Genomic DNA, 19,128 nt, shown 5'->3' on the forward strand with positions numbered 1-19,128 from the left:
CCACACACGCTACGACCGCTGCGCCCACACATTCATGTCCGCTATCTGCATCGCCGCAATCGTCATCTTCTGGCTGCCGCAATGAGTCCTGAGCCTAGGGTGCCTGCGGTTGTTGTCGACATGACGACTATCGGCGCCATTTGCTCGCCTATATCAAGCCGCCAACTTGGCAAAAATGTTGGACATGCGTAACCGTAGTTCGCTGCCCGCTACCGGAAAGGCTCGCCATGGCATTTTATCGACCGTCTGTTGCATTGGGAACCGCCCTGTTGTGTGCGTGCATGCCTGCCGTGAAGGAACCTGCTGCTTCAAACTCAACGGTCGTCCATGCGACCGCCGAGCAAGCGCAGGTTGCGCGCCAACTTTCTTTCGTCGAAGCGCAATGTAGCGGTTGTCATGCATTAAGACCGGGAGTTACGCCGCCCAATCCGCAGGCACCCAGCTTTGTGGCGGTCGCCAACGACATGGGCTTCAACCAGGAAACACTGCTCGAGTTTTTTCGAGACGGTCACGATACACCCGCTGCGATGTCGCTCAAACTCGATGAGGACCGAAACGGTTCAAGTGTAATCAAACGTTAACGCCGGTATAAAATGTGGCAAGCCACCGGTTTAACATGAAGCTGAAAAATGCCCCACTATCGAGCCAGAATGTAGTAGCCTTGCCATTGGCCTCCACCGGCACGGTGGCGCGCAGGCCCTCCATTGTCACCGGCAGCCGCGCCACTATGCCGATCTCGCACTTGGCCTGCGCCGGTTGAACCGAGCCGCACAAGCTGACAGCCGACATCGCCAAACCCACCAACCACTGCCGCACCGCTGCTCTCCGCGCGTCCCCCTCAGTCAGCCTAACCCTGCTGTGCCCGCTGCGAAACACAAATCACCAATTGCCGCAAGATTGTAGCCGTTTCCTCAGCTAGCGCGCCGGGTTCATCATGCGCCAAAACTGGCGATCCCCATTCGACTTAGTCGCTATCCATGTGCATGTTTGTCAGGCGACCGGTGAGTGTCGGCTTCTGGCTAAGCCAGCCGTTCAATATTCGCGTAAGAATGGCAGAAACGTCCCATTTATTGCTTTTCAACATGCATGGCCGAGGCATGGATGTACGGCAACTTCCATCGAGCGCAATTCAGGCTGGGAACGACTGAGTTGTCGGCTGGAGTTGCCTCGTAAAAGTGCGATTAAAACCCAATTGGCTGGATCGTGGGGTCTGTCTTTGCTCAACGATACCGGTTCAGCAGGCAAAGCGTCGATCCAACGGGATGAGCAACCACCGGTGCTCCATCGCAAACAGATCGAACGCAACTGTGGGCAAGCCTGTGAAAAACTGCGCCGGTGAAAGTTCGCTATTGCGTTTCAAACCGGCTCGAATCATGGTGTCAAAGTCATACCGCGACAGGGTGCCACGACGGGGTGCCACGGCGTTTTGACTCGCAGCGGAAACCTTTGATTTTCAACTACTTAGAATGTTTGAAATCCTGGCTGGGGCGGCAGGATTCGAACCTGCGAATGGCGGCATCAAAAGCCGCTGCCTTACCACTTGGCGACGCCCCATCAGGAAGAGCGCTTATAGCGCGGGCGAAGCGGATGAAAAGGGGGGTAAAGTGATACTTTCGGGCATTTTCCACACCCCCCGCATTTCATCAGTAGCCCTTTACGATGCCTTGCAGCGTTTCAGGCGGTAAGGCATTGAAATCGCTGGCGTCGTGGCGTTCGGAAATGCCCTTGCTGGAATTCACCAAACGCCCGCGCAACACGCCGGGGCGCGCATCAATCTCGCCGACCCAGCGTCCGACATGTTCATATTCGTGCATCGAAAGGAACGTTGCCGCCTCGCCATAGGCTTCACCGCGATAGATATTGCCGAACCATGTGTAAGTGGCGATATCGGCGATGGTGTAATCATCGCCCGCCAGAAAGCGCGTCCTGGCAAGCTGGCGGTTGGCCACGTCGAACAGGCGTTTGGTTTCCATGGAATAGCGATCAATTGCATATTCGATCTTGACCGGCGCATATTGATAGAAGTGGCCAAAGCCCCCGCCGATGAACGGCGCGCTGCCCACTTGCCAGAACAGCCACGAAAGGCATTCTGCCCGCGACGCGCCCGATGCGGGCAACAACACACCGAACTTTTCGGCAAGATGCATGAGGATCGCCCCTGATTCAAACACGCGGAACGGTTCGGGGCCAGACCTGTCCACCATCGCCGGGATTTTGGAGTTGGGGTTTATCTCCACATAGCCGCTGGTGAACTGGTCACCCTCCATGATCCTGATCAGCCAGGCATCATATTCCGCCTCGGCAAAGCCCATCTGGAGCAGTTCTTCCAGCATGATCGTGGCCTTCTGGCCATTGGGCGTGCCCAGCGAATAGACCTGGAACGGATGCTTGCCCACCGGCAGTTCGCGTTCGCTGGTGGGGCCGGAAATAGGGCGGTTTACATTGGCAAATGTGCCGCCATTGGCCTTGGCCCATGTCCACACTTTGGGGGGAACATAATCATCTGCCATCGCAGCATCCTTTATGAAATTCGTAAGTTACACTTACAATATGCCAGATTGGCCCAGAGGTTCAAGCACCCAACCGTTCAAGTACCGGTACCAGATGATCGAAATGATCGATCACCGCATCGGCTCCCAGATCATCGGGCGGCACATCGCAAAACCCGAAACGCACCGCCACCACCGGCAGCCCGGCCGCGCGCGCCGCGCCTGTATCAAACGTGGTGTCGCCCACAAACGCCGCCCTGCCGCCGCCGCACCGCTCCACCATCGCATGCAGCATATCGGGGCGCGGCTTTGACGTGCCCGGACCCAGCGTATCGCCGCCGATCACGCAGGCAAAGCGGTGCAATAGGTCCAGTTCCTCGAACAATCGCAGTGCAAGGCCTTCCTTCTTGTTGGTTGCAATCGCGATTTTCACGCCCCGTGCGTCGAGCGCATCCAGCATGTCCGCGCCGCCGGGAAACAGCGACGTATGGTGCGCAATGTTGCGCGCGTAAAATGCCACCAGTTCGGCCTGCAAACCATCGAACGCAGCCTCATCAACCCCGCCCGATTCGGTCAGCGCTGATCGCAACATCTGCGCCGCACCCCCGCCGATATGGCGCGTCACATCGTCCAGCGGAACCGGCGGACGCCCCGCCAATGCCAGCGCATGGTTCAGCGCAACACCCAGATCGCGGCTCGTATCGAACAGCGTGCCATCCAGATCGAATCCGACAATGTCGTAAGGAAATTTTGTCATCGGACGCTCAAGTGGCTTCCTGTTCTGGAAAGCGCAAGATTTGTCTGGCAAGGGTGCGCCTATGACCGAACAAACGCCCCCAACTGCCGCCCCTGTCGCCACCATCATCCTCGCCGCCGGTAAAGGCACCCGCATGAAGAGCGACCTGCACAAGGTCCTCCACCCTATCGCGGGCCGCCCCATGCTGATGCACCTGATGGCCAGCGCCGCGCAGCTTTCTCCGGCACGACAGGTCGTTGTCGCAGGCCACGGGCGTGACCAGTTGGAAAAGGCGCTGGGCACTACTGCCACCATCGCGGTGCAAGACCCGCAGCTTGGCACCGCCCACGCCGTGCAACAGGCCGAAGTTGCACTCGCAGGCTTCGATGGCGATGTGCTGGTCCTCTATGGTGATGTCCCCTTCGTCAGCGTTGCCACGATGCGCGCGATGCTCGAACGGCTGCACGCAGGCGACAATCCCGCAGCGGTCGTGCTCGGCTTTGCGCCTGCCGATCCGCTGCACTATGGCCGCATTATCGCCGATGATCATGGCCGCATCGTCAAGATGGTGGAACACAAGGACGCGACAGAGGCCGAGCGCGCCTGCCGCACCTGCAATTCCGGGCTGATGGCGTTGCGCAGCGCCGATCTGTTTGGCCTGCTCGCCCGCGTCGGCAATGATAATGCGGCGGGCGAATATTACCTGCCCGATGTGGTCAACATTGCCATTGCCGATGGCCGGACCTGCGCCGTTGTCGTCACTCACGATGAAGACGAAGTGGCCGGCATCAACAGCCGCGCCGAACTCGCCAAAGCCGAAGGCCGCTGGCAACAGCGCCGCCGCGCACAGGCGATGGCCGACGGAGCCACCCTGATCGCCCCCAAAACCGTGTGGTTTGCATGGGACACGCAGATTGGCCGCGATGTGCTGATCGAACCCAACGTGTTCTTCGGCCCCGGCGTAACCGTGGCCGATCATGTCACGATCCACGCCTTCAGCCACCTGGAAGGCGCAACCCTTGCGCAGGGCGTCCAGATCGGCCCCTATGCCCGCCTGCGCCCCGGCGCGAACCTTGGCGAAAAGGTCAAGATCGGCAACTTCGTCGAAGTGAAGAACACCACGATGCACAAAGGCTCAAAAGCCAATCACCTCACCTACCTTGGCGATGCCACCGTGGGGGCAGGGGCCAATATCGGCGCAGGCACCATCACCTGCAACTATGACGGCTATTTCAAACACAAAACCGTCATCGGCGAACGCGCCTTCATCGGCTCGAACAGCGCCCTGATCGCGCCGTTAAAGATCGGCGCAGACGCGATAGTTGCCGCAGGCAGCGCCGTCTCGCGCGATGTGGCCGACGGCGAACTGCGCATGGTGCGGGCAGAACAACTGATAAAGCCGGGCTGGGCCGACCGGTTTCACGATGCGATGAAGAAGAAGAAGGGGTGAGGCACTTTAGGGTCAGGACCTATTAATCCCGCCTTCGAGGCGCCGGAATGGCGAACATATCGGGCGGATAGGTGCGCCGGGAAGGCTGGTTGCCTTTCCAAGCAACCTCGAAGGCGGGATTAATAGGTCCTGACCCTAGGTCTCTATTTCTGAAAACCCTGCTTTTGCAATCGCCTTGGCCTATGATGGGGCGGGAGAGAGCGGTGCGGTCTTTGTTTATCTCGGCAACAGCGTGTGCTTTCATGGCTACACTTGGCACCGCCTATGCCGAACCGACTAAACCAGAAGCTGCCCGCGCTGCGATCAACAAGGCGACGGCTGCGATCAAGGCAGGAAATCCGGCAGGAGTTATTCCGCTGGTTGATCCAGTGATCACAACGCTGGAAGAAATGGAGAAAGAGCAGACGGTTAACTGCGCGGATAGTACGGCAGAGGCACTTATGCTTTCGCTGTCTCAGGCCGCCGCGATGGATAAGACGCCCGCGAAGGAAAGGCGCAATGCAGGTGTGGTTGCACCTGATTTTTGCGCCGCACTGTTTCTCAAAGGCTTCGCGCTGATCGATTTGATGCGGATGGAAGAGGCCGAAGTCTTTTTGCGGCGCGCTCATGAAACCGCACCGCTGAGCGCTCAATACTTGAACGAATATGCGCAATGGCACGCCTCCGCAAGACAATGGAACAAAGCCCACGATCTGTTTCAAGAAGCATTCGACCTTGGGGAATGGGACGCTGATAAAAACCGAAAGAAGTTCAATCAGGCCCGCGCGCTTCGCGGCATGGCATTTAGTGAAATCGAGATGGGCGAACTAGGGTCAGGACCTATTAATCCCGCCTTCGAGGCGCCGGAATGGCGAACATATCGGACGGACAGGTGCGCCGGGAAGGCTGGTTGCCTTTCCAAAAATAGAACCACTATTCCTGCGCCTATCCGCCTTGCACCATGCCATTTTGCCTCAAACCTCGAAGGCGGGATTAATAGGTCCTGACCCTAGTTTAAACACGACCAATCGTTAGCCACATCAGCCAACCGGTGGAACAGCCATAACCACCACTTCAGCCTTTTTCCGCGTGATCCCGAAAATGGTTCACTCCGCGCGTCGGTCCCATGCCCATGCCTGACCCTCAAGCGGGGCAGGTATGGTGGCAATATGCTCCATCACCGGACCTTGTGCCGGAATGCGAACCACATAGAATTCAGGTGCGTCATGTCCGGTTAGATACAGCAGGCCGTCGGGGCCAAAACTGCCGCCCGATATGCTGGTGGGAGGAAGCCGTTCCAGCACGGAATCCGGCAGGGCATAGCCACCGACTTCGGCCCAATCATCGTTGAAGATGACGATTTTCGTATCGCGGTGCGTGCGCCCCAGATAACCGCGGGGGGCAGGTCAGGCTATCTGGCATAGTCACGTACGCTTTACGGGAAGGTCTAAAGTTCGCTATCAAGCACCATGGCGGTGGGTGTTATGTTTGTTGAAACTGTTGATGAGCGCCTCCACCGTGCCCATACAGGCAGGTCACTGAGCGCAATTTTGTTGCACATGCAGATTGCCCGACCGTTTGCTGAAGCTTGCGTGAGGCTGGCTTAGCCCATGTCACCGGCCTATCGCCTCAGCGCCACTGCCTCGCAGATTGCAGATTTTATGCGCGCGGACGCTGCGGGCGATGTTTGGCAGGGCGGAGAAGTTGTGCCTGGCGGTTATGCTCCGGTCATTGTCAAAGACCGGGAAAAAGGCCGCTATATTGTACCGCGCCAATGGGGTGTACCGCCGCCCCCGCGTGGCGAGCATCTGGTGCCCTTTTTGCGAAACCTTGAGAGTCCCTTCTGGATTGGCCCATTGCACCATACGCAATTCAGGTGCCTCGTGCCGATGACTCATTTCCGCAAAGGGAATGACTGGTTCACCGACGCCGCGCAGCCCATTATTGCTTGCGCCGGTATATGGCGTGATTCAGAAATTCCCAGCTTTGCCATTCTGACTTCGCGGTTGTCGCGCGCCCTGCCCGTCATATTGCAGCCCGATGCATTCGACACTTGGCTTGGTGCCGATATCAAAACCGCCCGTCACTTGGTCGATGGCTCAGGTGACGCCGGCTAAGGCTGGCAGTTAACGCCTGCAGCCTAGCCAGCCACAGCATTGCTCTCATTACAAAATCCGCCTGCCCTTAAGGACACGGGATTCAGGTTTTCGCAAAGATTCATATCTCTGTCGCAAAATCGACACGGTGCTGTCTTGCTTCTACGTTAGCGCCGCCACCAACGATATGGGGGCAACGCAATGGTTCGGAATGCGGCACAGGCTGCGCTAATCGCGATTGCGCTGGGTTTGAGCGCGGCGTCGGCTTCTGCGCATGATTGAGGTCACGATGCCCCGCCTTGGCAGGGTGCCAGTGCTTGGCCCGACCGGGTTATTGCAACTTTTGAGGCTGATCCCGCAACGTCATTGGCTGTAAGCTGGCGTACGGTGGCATCGGTTACGGCAACGCGCGCCGAAATTGCTTTGGCAACGCCCGATGCACGGATCGATCTGGCCGCGCGTAGCGTAGCAGCGCAAACCGAACGCGTTGATCTTGATAAGGCAATGGCCGGTGGTGCGACAATCGCCATTGCCGCCAACGAAACGCTTCCGGCGGTGGCGTATCATTCGGTCCGGTTTGATGGCCTGCGTCCCGATACGCTTTACGCTTACCGCGTGATGGGGGTTGACGGCCACTGGAGCGAATGGTTTCAAACCCGCACCGCGCCGCTTTCAGGACCGATCCGTTTCATCTATATGGGCGATGCGCAAAACGGCGTGCTTTCGCTGTGGTCGCGCACCATCCGTGCTGCATTTCAGGCGGCACCCGATGCGCGATTCATGTTGCACGCAGGCGATCTGGTGAACCGGGCCAGCCGCGATGCGGAATGGGCCGATTGGTTCAAAGCTGGCAGTTTCATTCATGCGATGGTCCCTGCCATTCCGGTGGCGGGCAATCACGAATATGACCAATCCGCACCGGGTGAAGGTGACCGCATGAAGTTGCTGAGCCATTTGTGGCGTCCGCAATTCCGACTGCCCGTAGATCCCGGTTTGCCAGCCCCAGTGCATGAGACGGCTTATGTTGTGCGGTATAGCGCGGACCTCGATGTCTTTGTGCTTGATTCCAATCAACGCGATCTGGCCCCGCAAGCGCAGTGGCTTGATGCCAATCTGAAAATGTCAAAAGCGCGCTGGCGGATTGTGACGATGCATCACCCGGTATTCAGTTCGGGCGGGGACCGTGACAACAAGACGAACCGCGATGTCATCCTGCCTATCCTGTTGCGCCATAACGTTGATCTGGTGCTGCAAGGCCATGACCACACATATGCGCGCGGGCTTCTGGATGCTAATGCACAAGAACCCCGCCGGCGCGGATTTGCGGTGGGTGACAAATTGACGACGATGTTCGTCAATTCGGTGTCCGGCCCGAAGCAATACCAGTTCCGCAAACAGGGTTGGGATGATTACGCCCCCACTGGCGTCAAGCTGGAACGGCAGGGTGAGAATGGCCAATTTTTCCAGGTGATCGGCATTGATGGCGATCGTCTGAACTACACCGCCTATACCACCGATGGCGTGGCGTATGACCATGTCGAAATTGAAAAGCGCGGCAATGCCAAGCGTTTGATCAAGAACGACAAGGACGTGCCTCCCACACGGCGGTTTGACAATACCTTGCCATACAAGGGGCCAAACTTCTGAACACAGCACCCCGGCACTGCCGGTAATCCCGACCCACATCACTGCGTTCCACCAGCCCGCGCGATGCTTCGCGCGGGGATGAATACTTTTATCCGATGGAGATCGAAATGTTTCATTCGTGCCGTTCCGCCCTGCTTGCAGGCGCTGCGCTTTGCCTGTTTGCTGCAATGCCTGCCGCTGCGCAGAGTGCCGATAATGCCGCCGCTTCTGTAGGCACAGGCCAGATTGCCGGTGTGGTGGTTGACCGCAATGGCAACCTTGTAGCTGGCGCTACAGTTCGCGTTGAAGGTTCGAACGTCGTTGAAATTACCGATGCTCAAGGCCGCTTTTCGCTTCGCGGGGTTTCATCTGGCACGCAACAACTGCGCGTCCGCTATTTCGGTGTCGATGACGTCGTCCAGACGGTGGAAGTTGCAGCTGACCAGACAACTTCGGTTAATGTTTCATTGGCACCGACCACCGGCGCCAATGGCGAAATCGTGGTCAGCGCTTCACGCCCGATCGCTGAATCTGAAGCGGCCGCCATCCAGTTGCAGCGCTCTTCAACGGCGCTGGTCAGCGTGATCGCTGCCGACAGCATCGGCCGATTCCCTGACCAAAACATCGCCGCGTCTCTCGCCCGCCTGCCCGGTATTGCCGTGCAGCGCGATCAAGGCCAAGATCGCTTTGTCAGCCTTCGCGGTGCGCGGACCAACTGGACCACGGTTGCCTTTGACGGCATCAACGTGATCAGCCCCGCTGGCCGCGAAACCCGGTTCGACACAATTCCTGCGACAATTGCCAGCCAGGTGATGGTTCGCAAAGCGGTAACGGCCGATCTCACCGGCGAAGCGGTGGCTGGCCAAGTGGATATCCGGACCCGCAGCGCGTTTGATTACACCGGCTTCAAGCTTGCCGCTGATCTCGGCGCTGGTTTTTCTGAATTGGGCGGCGGCCGCCAGTACAATTTTGCCGGCCACATTTCGGATCGCTTCTTCAACGATACCATTGGCATCCTGCTTTCAGCGTCGCGCTTTGAAGTGGACATGATCACCGACAACTTTGAAACGGACTGGGAACTGGCGCCCGAAGATACGCTTGCCGGTAATACCGACCGCGTCTGGGCCCGCGAAACAGAAAACAAGCTGTATCGCCTTAGCCGTTCAAACACTGCCTTCAGCGGCAAGATTGATTGGCGTCCCAACAGCGATCACGAAGTGTTCCTCAGCTCCGTGATGACCGAGTTTCGCGATGACGAATTGCGCAGCAACTACATCTTCGATTTCGACCAGAATGCGGTAGCCACCAGCAGCACTGCCGCCCAATCCAGCGCGCGCCGCACCGGCTATGCCGACATCCGCACCGGCAATACGCCTTTCCAAGGCACTGTATACGGTACAGAAATCGACAGCACGCTGAACAGCAACTCATCGCGCCAACGCATCTTTACCAATACGTTTGGCGGGAATCACAACTTTGATGAGTGGCATGCAAGCTGGCGGTTGAACTTTACGCGTGCACAAGATGACGCACGAGGACCGTTCAGCTCGACCTGGGTCAGCCCGGCTGATCGCACGCGGCGCCCAAGCGTCGTTTACGATTTGACCGACCCCAGCAACGCCCGCGTGACACTGTACAATACGCTGGCCGATGCCGGCCAGAATTACACCCTTGGCGCGCGCCGCGACATCATCACAACCACCGAGCTGGACTTCGTCACGATGACCCGCACGAACCGGCGGGACCAAACCGAAGCCTATACTGCGCGGCTCGATCTTGACCGCAATTTCTCGGTCTTCGGGCATGACACCAAAATCCAGTTTGGTGGCCAGTTTAACCAGCGCACCAAGGACTCTAACCGCACGGTCATTGAAGCACGCGCTGCCGACCTGACCGCAAAGGGCATTGCCCTTCCGCGGCAGGATGCCATCTCGATCAACGACCCGCTGAAGGTTGGAATTCCGCTGGGCTACGCCTTCCGCTATTTCAGCTCGGATCTTGGTAGCGCTCTTCTCGATAGCTACATCGCCGCTGGCGCTTCGCGTATTCAGCCCAATACGACGGAAAACAACTTCTACGAGGTTTCCGAAAAGGTTTACGCCGGTTATTTGATGGGCACGATGTACTTCGACCATGGCAACATTGTCGCCGGTGTTCGTGCTGAACGGGTGGACAACACCGGCCTTTCTAATGGGACGATAAATGGCGTTCGCCAGCCATTGAACACATCGTCAGGCAACACACTGTTCTTCCCGAGCCTGCATTTGAACTATGACGCGACCGATGAAATCAAGCTGCGTCTTTCGGTAAATACCGGTGCGGCGCGGCCTGACTATACGCTGCTACGCCCCAACCTGACGATCAACGATGACTTGCAGGTCGTGTCTGGCGGCAACCCGTTTGCAACGCCCGAAAAGGCGGTAGGCGTGGATGCCTATTTCGAATGGTACATGGCAAATCGCGGCTTCCTTTCGGTTGGCGTCTATTACAAAAAGATCCGCGACGTGCTGTTTGACTCGACAACCGTGTTCAACAACACCTCGTTTGACGCTCCCGGCTTCCAGCGCTCTACTTATGATTTCAGCACCACGCTCAATGGCGGTAGCGGTGAAATCAAGGGCATCGAAATTGCTTATTCGCAGCCGCTGGCTGACATCATGCAAAGCTTCGGTGCACCTGAATGGATGGAAGGCTTCGGCTTCCAGGGCAACGTAACCATCAACCGTTCTTCAGCCACAACGCCGGATGGCCGCAAGATCGATTTGCCCGATGCATCCGACCTCAATTACAATGCTTCGGTCTACTATGAGCAGTATGGCCTGTCGTTGCGCGCCAGCTGGCAATATCGCAGCGATTATATCGACGGCATTGGTTCGGACGCAGTGGGCGGTGACTTTTTCTGGAAGAGTGTGGGCCGACTGGATTTGTCAGCACGCTATGCCATCAGCCCCCGGGTCGAAATGTTCGTTGACGCTACCAACTTGCTCGACGAACCAGGCGTACGCTTCGTTGGTGTGCCGGAACGCACAATTGAATACGAAAAGTTCGGTGCCCGCTTCATGGGCGGGTTCCGCATAAACTTCTGATTGTAAAATACGGCCAAGGCCCACCGGTTGCTAGGAATACAGCATGAACAAGAATCTCTATTTCCTTGCACTGGTGGGCATCGCCACAAGCGCGCCCACACTGGCCCACGATGATCATGGTGGGCTGACTGAAGCCAAGGCAGCCGGCCGTGCGCAAGCTGCAAAGGGTGCCAAGGACCGCAAGTGGTTATCAGGCGATCATCACATCCACAGCGAATTCAGCGCAAGTTACAAGGCTGATCCCGCAACCCCCAACGAGGCACCAAAGCCGCTTTTGGGCAAAGACGGGCGGTATACCATTTCGCGCAATGCGCAGATGGGGGCCAGTTATGGCCTTGGCTGGATGGTATCGACCGATCACGGCGGACCGCTGCATTCGCGGCTGAACTTTGAACAGGCCTATCCGGAATTGCTGCTTGCGCGCAAAACTGCGCCGCAGATCCTGATCTTTTACGGGATGGAATTTGATACCCCCGCAGGCGATCACAGCAGCATGATCATCCCCTTCACCAAAGGCGAACGCGCACAATTGCGCGACATTGAATCGCGCTTTTCCAAACGGGATGCTTTCCCTGTGGATGATGCGCGCGACACAGAACCCAAGATGATCGAAGCTCTTCGGTTCATGAAAATGCAAAAAAGCCAGCCTGTCCTGATTGCAAACCACCCTTCGCGTTCGGCAAAGGATGTCGGGGTTTACGGCCAATATACGCCTGCCGAATTCCGCAACTGGAATGATACGGCACCCACCGTTTCGGTTGGCATGGAAGGTGCGCCGGGCCATCAGGCTGGCGCGCTTAAACCCGATGGTACCAACGATCCCGACGGCGCGCGCGGGGGCTACCGCAATTCACCAACGCTTGGCGGCTTTGACCAGATGACCGCGCGGCTTGGCGGGTTCTGGGATTCGATGCTGGGCGAAGGTCGCCGCTGGTGGATCACCGCGACGTCAGACTCGCACTCCAACTGGCGCGATGGCGGAAGCGACTTCTGGCCGGGCGAATATTCAAAGACATACGTCCATGCGCGCCGCGACCATGGCGATATTCTTGATGGGCTGCGCAGCGGGCGCGTGTTCGTGACCACAGGCGACTTGATCAGCGAACTTGACGTCAACGTGCAAGTGCACGGCAGCAAGCAGTCCGCAATGATGGGCGGCATGATCACCGCCAAGCCGGGTGATGATGTCGACGTGGTAATCCGCCTGCGCGACCCGGCTGCGGCAAACCATGGCGGGTTCACGCCCGACGTAGCGCGTGTCGATCTGATCGTGGGCGACGTGACCGGCCCCGTGAATGACCGCACTGCTGATCGCAATGCAACAACCCGTGTGGAAAAGCGTTTTACAGCAACCGATTGGACAAGGTCGGGCGAGGTTTTGACCATGCGCCACACCCTCCGCGATGTTCGCGGCCCCATCTACTTGCGCCTGCGCGGCACCAACACAACTCAAGCTGAACCCGTGACCGATCCCAAAGGAGAGAACCCTTGGGAAGACCTGTGGTTCTATGGCAACCCGGTGTTCGTGACGGTCAAGTAAACGTCGCACCGGCAGCCACACCATCGCATAGTGACCAATAAGAGGCAGTCGTCTGCATTATCCGTGTTAAGGCTTTCCGGCTAAAAAGGAATCCGGGCTATCGACAATCGCAAGCGCAGCCAGTGCAGAGCCCCACGGGATGGTGACATCGGGGGAGAACGTGGCGGATCAGGCATGCGCAGCGATGATTGATGCACCCCGGCCAACCGGCATTAGCGCCGATGATGCGCGCAGACAGTTGGCGAAGGACGGGCCTAATGAATTGCCGCGCATTGGCCAGCGTTCGGTCTGGCGGATTGCGTTGGAGGTGGTGCGAGAGCCGATGCTGGCGCTTTTGCTGCTGGGCGGGATAGCTTATCTGTTGCTGGGCGATCTGGCCGAAGCGCTTATACTGCTGGGTTTTGCCAGCTTTTCGATCATTGTCACGGTGGTGCAAGAGACGCGCACTGAAACTGTGCTGGAGGCTCTACGCGATCTTTCGGCACCGCGAGCGCTGGTGATCCGTGATGGTGAGCATGTGCGCATTGCCGGGCGCGAGGTGGTGTTTGACGACCTTTTGGTGCTGGAACAGGGTGTCCGTGTGGCGGCAGACGCGCTGTTGATTGCAGCGACGGAACTTGAAGCCGATGAATCACTGCTGACGGGTGAATCGTTGCCCGTGGGAAAAATTGCGGCTGTTGCCCAGCCTGCAAAAGACATCGCACGCCCGGGCGGAGATGGCTCGCCTTACGTCTTTTCCGGCTCGCTCATTTCCCGGGGCAGCGGGATTGCGCGGGTTGTGGCGACAGGCCCGCGCAGTGAAATTGGCAAGATCGGGCAATCGTTGGCAACGCTTGATACTGAAGCGCCACGATTGCGGCGCGAGACGATGCGGATCGTCCGGTGGTGCACGATTGGCGGCGGCGCAGTCGCACTGCTGGTGGTGTTGCTTTACGGATTGCTGCGCGGTGGATGGATCGAGGCGGTGCTGGCCGGCATTGCCATCGGCATGTCGATGTTGCCCGAAGAGTTTCCGGTTGTCCTGACCGTGTTCCTTGCAATGGGTGCCTGGCGCATCGGCAAAGCGGGCGTGCTGACGCGGCGCGCGGCGGCGATCGAGACGCTTGGTTCGGCAACCGTGCTGTGCACCGACAAGACCGGAACGCTGACCGAAAACCGCATGTCGCTCAATGAAGTGTGGTTGCCGTCGGGGGAGGCATTCCAGATGGCAGCGGGCAAACCTGTGCCCGATGCCTTCCAGGCGTTGATCCAAACCGCCGCGCAAGCCAGCGCGCCTGAACCGACCGACCCGATGGACATAGCGCTCCATGCCGCGCGCGCAGCCATTCCGGCATTGGCAGCACCGCAGGGGATACTGGCCCATGCCTATGGCTTGCATCCTGATCTGCTGGCGATGTCGAACGTCTGGGACAATGGCGGGGCGTTACGTGTCGCGGCGAAAGGCGCGCCTGAAGCCATTGCGGGCTTGTGCAGGCTGGAACCTGCTGCACAGGACAGGATGAGCGCCGCTGTTGATGCGATGGCGTTGCGCGGAATTCGCGTTCTGGCAGTCGCAACCGCCGTTCCAGTCGACCGCAACTGGCCGAAAACACAAGCTGGCTATGCCTTTGAACTTGCAGGCTTGGTCGGCCTTGCCGATCCGCTGCGCGCAAGCGTGCCGGCCGCGGTCGCAGAATGCCGCAGCGCAGGCATTCGCGTGGTCATGATCACCGGCGATTATGCCGCCACCGCGCGGTCCATCGCAACGCAGGCAGGCATTGCCGAGGGGGCCGTGCTAACGGGTGCAGATCTTGGCGCGCTTGATGATGGCCAATTGGCGGAACACCTGAAGACGGTCACCGTATTCGCGCGGATCATGCCCGAACAAAAGCTGCGGATTGTCCAGGCTTTCAAAGCCGATGGCGAAGTAGTGGCAATGACCGGCGACGGTGTGAACGATGCGCCTTCGCTCAAAGCCGCGCATATTGGCATCGCGATGGGCAAGCGCGGCACAGACGTGGCGCGCGAAGCATCGGCGATGGTGCTGATCGACGATGATTTCGGGTCAATCGTGCAGTCCGTCCGGCTGGGAAGGCGCATTTACGATAACATCCGCAAGGCCATGGCGTTCATATTTGCCGTGCACGTGCCGATTGCGGGCCTTTCGCTTGTGCCCTTGTTGTTCGGCCTGCCGATCCTGTTCGGGCCAATCCATATTGCCTTGCTGGAAATGGTGATCGACCCGGTTTGCGCGCTCGTCTTTGAAGCCGAACGCGATGAACGCAATATCATGCAGCGGCACCCGCGCAATCCATCAGAAGCGCTATTTTCGCTGCCGATGATTGCGTGGAGCGTATTTCAAGGGTTGTTTGCGTTTGTGCTGTTGGCGGTGCTGCTCTTCATCAAAACCCGGTCCGGCATGCCCGAGATGGAATTGCGCGCGCTGATGTTCTTTGCGTTGATTGCCGAGATTGTCGCGCTGATCCTGATCAACCGTTCATTCAGCGCATCACTGACCATAGCCGTGGTCCGGCGCAATACAGCATTGCGCTATGTTCTGGCGGCGATTGCGGCAGTGACCGCGCTTATCCTGCTGGTGCCACAAGCGCAGGAATTGCTGAAATTCGGATCGATGGCATGGGCAGACTTGCTACTGGCTCTAGGCCTCGGGTTGGGATTGCTGGTTGTGCTGGAGGGTTGCAAGCCGGTTGTACGCAAACTGTTTACGCCCAAGTCCGTGTAGGCTATTCAGATGCACCGTGCGATTTTAGGATGCGGCCAACAGGTCCTCGAACTTCTCCGGTGTATGCTTAGCGAAAGTGACGACGGCAATATCCGCAATTCCGAGGCGCGTTGCCGTGGCTCTGGTAAAATTTTGGCGCTTATTTTGCGCCAGAACGCACCAATTGGTCATGCGGCAGGCTGGTACCGCTTATCACGCGGCCATTTATTGTCGCCTGCCCTGCACCGGTTCGGCCCATCACGATCATTGAATCCGGCGTAGGACGAATTATCGCGCGGCGGACTTGCGGGCGAGCCACTACGTAGTGCGGATTTCCCGGAGTAAGCGGGTACAGCCCCAGCATCGACCAGATGTACCAACCGGTCATCGATCCGGCGTCATCGTCCATGCCATCGGCAAAGCCTTGCGGGGACAGGGCAAAGCTGCGGCCAATCCAAGGCTCTGGCCGTACGCCCGAGTTGGCATAGCGATGTGCGACCGGTTGGGTGAGGTATTTGGACACGATAGCATCAGTGGCTGCCTGATCACCCGCCCAGGCAAGAATGTAGGGCACTTGCATATCGGGCTGGTTGGTCATGTTGAACAGGTTTTGGGCAAAGAACGCCGACAATTCAGTGTCGAAACGTGGGCCCATCGTCGCCTTGATCCAAGGCAGATCAAACACCGGTGCCCAGCGGTATTGGGCCAATGTACCTTGATAGAGCCCGCGCGCTTTGACAATATCAGCGTCGGGGCCAAGCTGGTTGAAAGTTGCCAACCACATTTCGCGATAGGCCAAAGCCTTTTGCCGATGGTGCTGCGCCAAATCATGCTGGCCAAGATCGCTGGCCAGTTCCGCAATGGCCCAATCATCATACGATGCCTCGATCTGCTCATCGGGCGTTCCGCGCGCGAGTGTCGCGCTTTCAGCAGCCATCCCTGACAAAGCAGCCTGGGCATCAAACCCGACGATGCCTTTGCGATAAAAATCGAGCAGCGCGATCCCGGCATGTTCGGTGCGCACGGTCAGGAACGGTTCGTTCAGCGTTGCCCAGCGGCGCTTGCCGGATTGATAGAGGCGGACCAGCGACTTGCCGATTTGCCCTGCGCGGACAGGATCGATCAACGCAATCAGGGGCATTTGCGTGCGATAATTGTCCCACATTGCCCAACTGGTGTAATGCTGGTCACCAGCACCAAGTTGCACGATTTTGCCATCACTGCCGCGAAAACGGCCGTCGGGATCGGCAATCGCGACAGGCGTTTGCATCACCCGGAACAAGGCTGTGTTGAAGAGGGCCTGTTCATCGCGTGTGCCCGAAATCGTGATCCGCGAAAGTTCGCTGTCCCATGCGGCCAAGGTTTGACGGGCAATCGCTGTGAACGGGCGCGCGCCAAGTTCGGCCTCGCGCACGTTGGCAGCTGCTGCGGGATCAATCGAGGAAAGCCCGGTGCGCAATTCCACCACATCACCTGCGCGCGCATCAAGCATCAATGTCGCGTGTCGCGTCCTGTCACCGTCCCAGCGCGCTTGAACCGCGCGGCCGTTGTGGAGCACGCGCGATGCGGAATGGAGATGATACGTGCCGGCATCACACACTGTTCCGGCTGAAAAACTGGCGCGCAAATCGCCATCAGCCTCAGCCATCCAACGTGCTGCGATGTGCTTTGAGTACGTCCGGGCGAAGTCGACCGATAGCTGGAGACGGCCTGTGCGCGGCACACGAAAGCGGAGCGCACCGCTGCCGCGCGTTGCTGTCATTTCTGCGACGATTCCGGCGCCATAGCTGACCCGGTAATAGCCCGCATGCGCGCGTTCACTGCGCTTATCAAAGGCTTGAGCAGGTGCGTCACCAGAATAGACCAGCGTTGCGCGAACATCGCCCCCTGCCCCGCCGCACCCGACACCAACGCCGCGTGTGTGCGAAAAGCCGTTCAGCGTTGTCGCCGCATAATCGTAGCCTGCGTGATTGGCAGGCGCGGTATCAGGACCAAGCTGGACCATCCCGTACGGCGCGACCGCAGCGGGGCTAAGCTGGCCGAAATCAGCCAGCGTTCCCACAAACGGGTTGACCAGCATCCCCGGTTGGCTGCGCGCGGCAACAGGATTGGCAAACGTAAGAGCGGCCAGTGCCAGAGGTCCGGCCAGCTTATGAAAGATGCTCACGGATCAAGCGGGTCCAGCGGCTCAACATGGAATGCGGTGGGATCGGGCGTGAACAACACAGAAAACTGATCCGGCCCCGGTGCAATTTTGCCCGGCGTTATGCCCATTTCCTGAAGGCTGCGTTCAGCCAACAAGGGACTGGCGATATATTTGATCGTCAGATGATCTGACACGATCAGCGATGGACGATCCGCCGGAAAGCCCGCAGCCAGCAGCAACCGCGCGCAATTGCGCAAGTTTGTGGTGGTATGGCGCGCGTGGGGTTCGATCAGGATGCGGTCAGCCGGAATGCCGTGCTGCTCTATCAGCAATCGCTTCATTTCAACGGCTTCGTTAAACGGCGTGCGGTTGGGATGGACGTTGCCGCCGGAAACCACGATGAACGGTGCAACGCCGCGTTTGAACATGGCGGCGGCAAAACCCATGCGAATGTGCCCCATCACGCCGGTGCGCGATTGCGCATCCTCTGGCCCGTGGCCAAACACGAGCAGCGCGGGATAGGGATGGTCTGCCCATGCAGTGGCCTTGACGCGTGCAACCGCAGCCGCATTTTCACCGCCCAGAAGCGGGCGGAACGGTGCAGCCTCGGTGCGTTCATTCATGCGCAGCAGTCCTGCAGCATAGCGCAGGGCCAGATCGAAGACCGTATCCCCGCTTTGCCCCGACGCTGCACTGGCAACGCCCTGGGCTTTCAGGACGTTGGTGTATTCTGGATTGGCTATGTCAAAGATAAACGCATCAATCTTGGGGTAGCGTGGCGGCGCGCCTTTTGCGTAAACCGCGATAACATGGTTCATGCCCGCAGCCATATCCCGCCAAGCAGCAGACAGCAGATCGACATCAGCAAGCGCAGCATGACGCGCAAACCGGCCTGATTTGCGCATATGGTCTGTGATCAAGGCTTTTGCCAGCCGCGGATCGCGCGCCAATACGCGCAGGCGGGCATCGACAAGCACGACGTCCGCATCGGTCCAAATCCACGCATCGGCAAGGCATTGCGGCGAAGGCGCGCAATCTGTGGCCGGCACCCTTGCTGCGCGTTTGGCACCAAGTTGGACAAGTGCCGGATCGGCCGCCAACGCCTTGGCCCAGCCATCGGCATTACGGATCATCACCGGCAGCGGGAATATCCGCGCCTCCATCGTATCGGCAAATGCAGCGGTATAGCCCGCAGGGTCCTGCGCTTGTGCCGCCAAAGGCATAAGCGACAGGCCAAGTGCCGCCAGAAGTATGGATGCGCGTTTCATTGACCGTTCTC

General features: G+C 58.6%; 14 protein-coding genes, 1 tRNA gene and 1 pseudogene. 9 read left to right on the forward strand and 7 right to left on the reverse strand.

Annotation, left to right across the window (positions count from 1 at the left end):
• Positions 1-85 (forward strand): annotated as a pseudogene (locus B7Y89_RS12305) (IS5/IS1182 family transposase); the annotation flags it as partial.
• Between the two features lie 142 nt (positions 86-227).
• On the forward strand, positions 228-581 hold the full coding sequence (locus B7Y89_RS12310; RefSeq protein ID WP_292938801.1) for a hypothetical protein: 354 nt from the start codon (positions 228-230) through the stop codon (positions 579-581).
• Here the strand turns inward: B7Y89_RS12310 and B7Y89_RS12315 are convergent.
• From B7Y89_RS12315 to B7Y89_RS12330, 4 genes are all read right to left on the reverse strand, one after another.
• Positions 571-816, reverse strand: coding sequence for a hypothetical protein (locus B7Y89_RS12315; protein ID WP_292938802.1), 246 nt, complete (start codon positions 814-816; stop codon positions 571-573). The two genes, B7Y89_RS12310 and B7Y89_RS12315, sit on opposite strands and share 11 nt — an antisense overlap.
• A 663-nt stretch (positions 817-1,479) precedes the next feature.
• Positions 1,480-1,554, reverse strand: a tRNA-Gln gene (locus B7Y89_RS12320).
• An 89-nt stretch (positions 1,555-1,643) separates the two neighbouring features.
• Positions 1,644-2,510, reverse strand: coding sequence for a glutathione-dependent disulfide-bond oxidoreductase (gene yghU / locus B7Y89_RS12325; RefSeq protein WP_292938803.1), 867 nt, complete (start codon positions 2,508-2,510; stop codon positions 1,644-1,646).
• Positions 2,511-2,571: 61 nt separating this feature from the next.
• A complete protein-coding gene (locus B7Y89_RS12330) occupies positions 2,572-3,246 on the reverse strand; it encodes an HAD-IA family hydrolase (protein ID WP_292938804.1) in 675 nt (224 codons plus the stop codon).
• 61 nt (positions 3,247-3,307) lie between these two features.
• Here B7Y89_RS12330 and glmU point away from each other — a divergent pair, with 61 nt between their 5' ends.
• Together glmU and B7Y89_RS12340 are read left to right on the forward strand one after the other, a co-directional pair.
• Positions 3,308-4,675, forward strand: a complete 1,368-nt coding sequence (gene glmU / locus B7Y89_RS12335) for a bifunctional UDP-N-acetylglucosamine diphosphorylase/glucosamine-1-phosphate N-acetyltransferase GlmU (RefSeq protein WP_292938805.1) — start codon at positions 3,308-3,310, stop codon at positions 4,673-4,675.
• 242 nt (positions 4,676-4,917) lie between these two features.
• Positions 4,918-5,661 carry a tetratricopeptide repeat protein gene (locus B7Y89_RS12340; protein ID WP_292938806.1) on the forward strand — a complete coding sequence of 248 codons (744 nt, stop codon included), beginning with the start codon at positions 4,918-4,920 and terminating at the stop codon, positions 5,659-5,661.
• Between the two features lie 99 nt (positions 5,662-5,760).
• Here B7Y89_RS12340 and B7Y89_RS12345 read toward each other — a convergent pair whose 3' ends face one another.
• Positions 5,761-5,958 (reverse strand): hypothetical protein, encoded by a 198-nt coding sequence (locus tag B7Y89_RS12345; RefSeq protein WP_292938807.1) that lies wholly within the window; start codon positions 5,956-5,958, stop codon positions 5,761-5,763.
• A gap of 306 nt (positions 5,959-6,264) precedes the next feature.
• Between B7Y89_RS12345 and B7Y89_RS12350 the strand changes: the two genes are divergently transcribed.
• From B7Y89_RS12350 to B7Y89_RS12370, 5 genes are all read left to right on the forward strand, one after another.
• Positions 6,265-6,771 (forward strand): DUF159 family protein, encoded by a 507-nt coding sequence (locus B7Y89_RS12350; protein WP_292938808.1) that lies wholly within the window; start codon positions 6,265-6,267, stop codon positions 6,769-6,771.
• A 312-nt stretch (positions 6,772-7,083) separates the two neighbouring features.
• The gene (locus tag B7Y89_RS12355) at positions 7,084-8,397 is read left to right on the forward strand and encodes an FN3 domain-containing metallophosphoesterase family protein (protein WP_292938846.1); all 1,314 of its coding nucleotides are present in this window, start codon (positions 7,084-7,086) and stop codon (positions 8,395-8,397) included.
• Between the two features lie 107 nt (positions 8,398-8,504).
• Complete coding sequence (locus B7Y89_RS12360; RefSeq protein ID WP_292938809.1) at positions 8,505-11,462, forward strand: TonB-dependent receptor; 2,958 nt, start codon at positions 8,505-8,507, stop codon at positions 11,460-11,462.
• 43 nt (positions 11,463-11,505) lie between these two features.
• Positions 11,506-13,002 (forward strand): phosphoesterase, encoded by a 1,497-nt coding sequence (locus B7Y89_RS12365; protein ID WP_292938810.1) that lies wholly within the window; start codon positions 11,506-11,508, stop codon positions 13,000-13,002.
• 184 nt (positions 13,003-13,186) lie between these two features.
• Positions 13,187-15,724, forward strand: a complete 2,538-nt coding sequence (locus B7Y89_RS12370) for a cation-translocating P-type ATPase (RefSeq protein ID WP_292938811.1) — start codon at positions 13,187-13,189, stop codon at positions 15,722-15,724.
• 139 nt (positions 15,725-15,863) lie between these two features.
• Here B7Y89_RS12370 and B7Y89_RS12375 read toward each other — a convergent pair whose 3' ends face one another.
• Positions 15,864-17,870, reverse strand: coding sequence for a glycoside hydrolase domain-containing protein (locus B7Y89_RS12375; protein ID WP_292938812.1), 2,007 nt, complete (start codon positions 17,868-17,870; stop codon positions 15,864-15,866).
• On the reverse strand, positions 17,867-19,117 hold the full coding sequence (locus B7Y89_RS12380) for a YdcF family protein (RefSeq protein ID WP_292938813.1): 1,251 nt from the start codon (positions 19,115-19,117) through the stop codon (positions 17,867-17,869). The genes B7Y89_RS12375 and B7Y89_RS12380 overlap by 4 nt, the downstream gene beginning before the upstream one ends.
• Between the last annotated feature and the right edge of the window lie 11 nt (positions 19,118-19,128).

Origin of the sequence: Novosphingobium sp. 32-60-15, assembly GCF_002280675.1 — a bacterium.
GTDB lineage: Bacteria > Pseudomonadota > Alphaproteobacteria > Sphingomonadales > Sphingomonadaceae > Novosphingobium.

Coding starts and splice junctions, on each gene's coding strand:
- B7Y89_RS12360 (WP_292938809.1), top strand. CDS start 8,505: ATGTTTCATTCGTGCCGTTCCGCCCTGCTTGCAGGCGCTGCGCTTTGC.
- B7Y89_RS12310 (WP_292938801.1), top strand. CDS start 228: ATGGCATTTTATCGACCGTCTGTTGCATTGGGAACCGCCCTGTTGTGT.
- glmU (WP_292938805.1), top strand. CDS start 3,308: ATGACCGAACAAACGCCCCCAACTGCCGCCCCTGTCGCCACCATCATC.
- B7Y89_RS12350 (WP_292938808.1), top strand. CDS start 6,265: ATGTCACCGGCCTATCGCCTCAGCGCCACTGCCTCGCAGATTGCAGAT.
- B7Y89_RS12365 (WP_292938810.1), top strand. CDS start 11,506: ATGAACAAGAATCTCTATTTCCTTGCACTGGTGGGCATCGCCACAAGC.
- B7Y89_RS12330 (WP_292938804.1), bottom strand. CDS start 3,246: ATGACAAAATTTCCTTACGACATTGTCGGATTCGATCTGGATGGCACG.
- B7Y89_RS12380 (WP_292938813.1), bottom strand. CDS start 19,117: ATGAAACGCGCATCCATACTTCTGGCGGCACTTGGCCTGTCGCTTATG.
- B7Y89_RS12370 (WP_292938811.1), top strand. CDS start 13,187: ATGATTGATGCACCCCGGCCAACCGGCATTAGCGCCGATGATGCGCGC.
- yghU (WP_292938803.1), bottom strand. CDS start 2,510: ATGGCAGATGATTATGTTCCCCCCAAAGTGTGGACATGGGCCAAGGCC.
- B7Y89_RS12340 (WP_292938806.1), top strand. CDS start 4,918: ATGGCTACACTTGGCACCGCCTATGCCGAACCGACTAAACCAGAAGCT.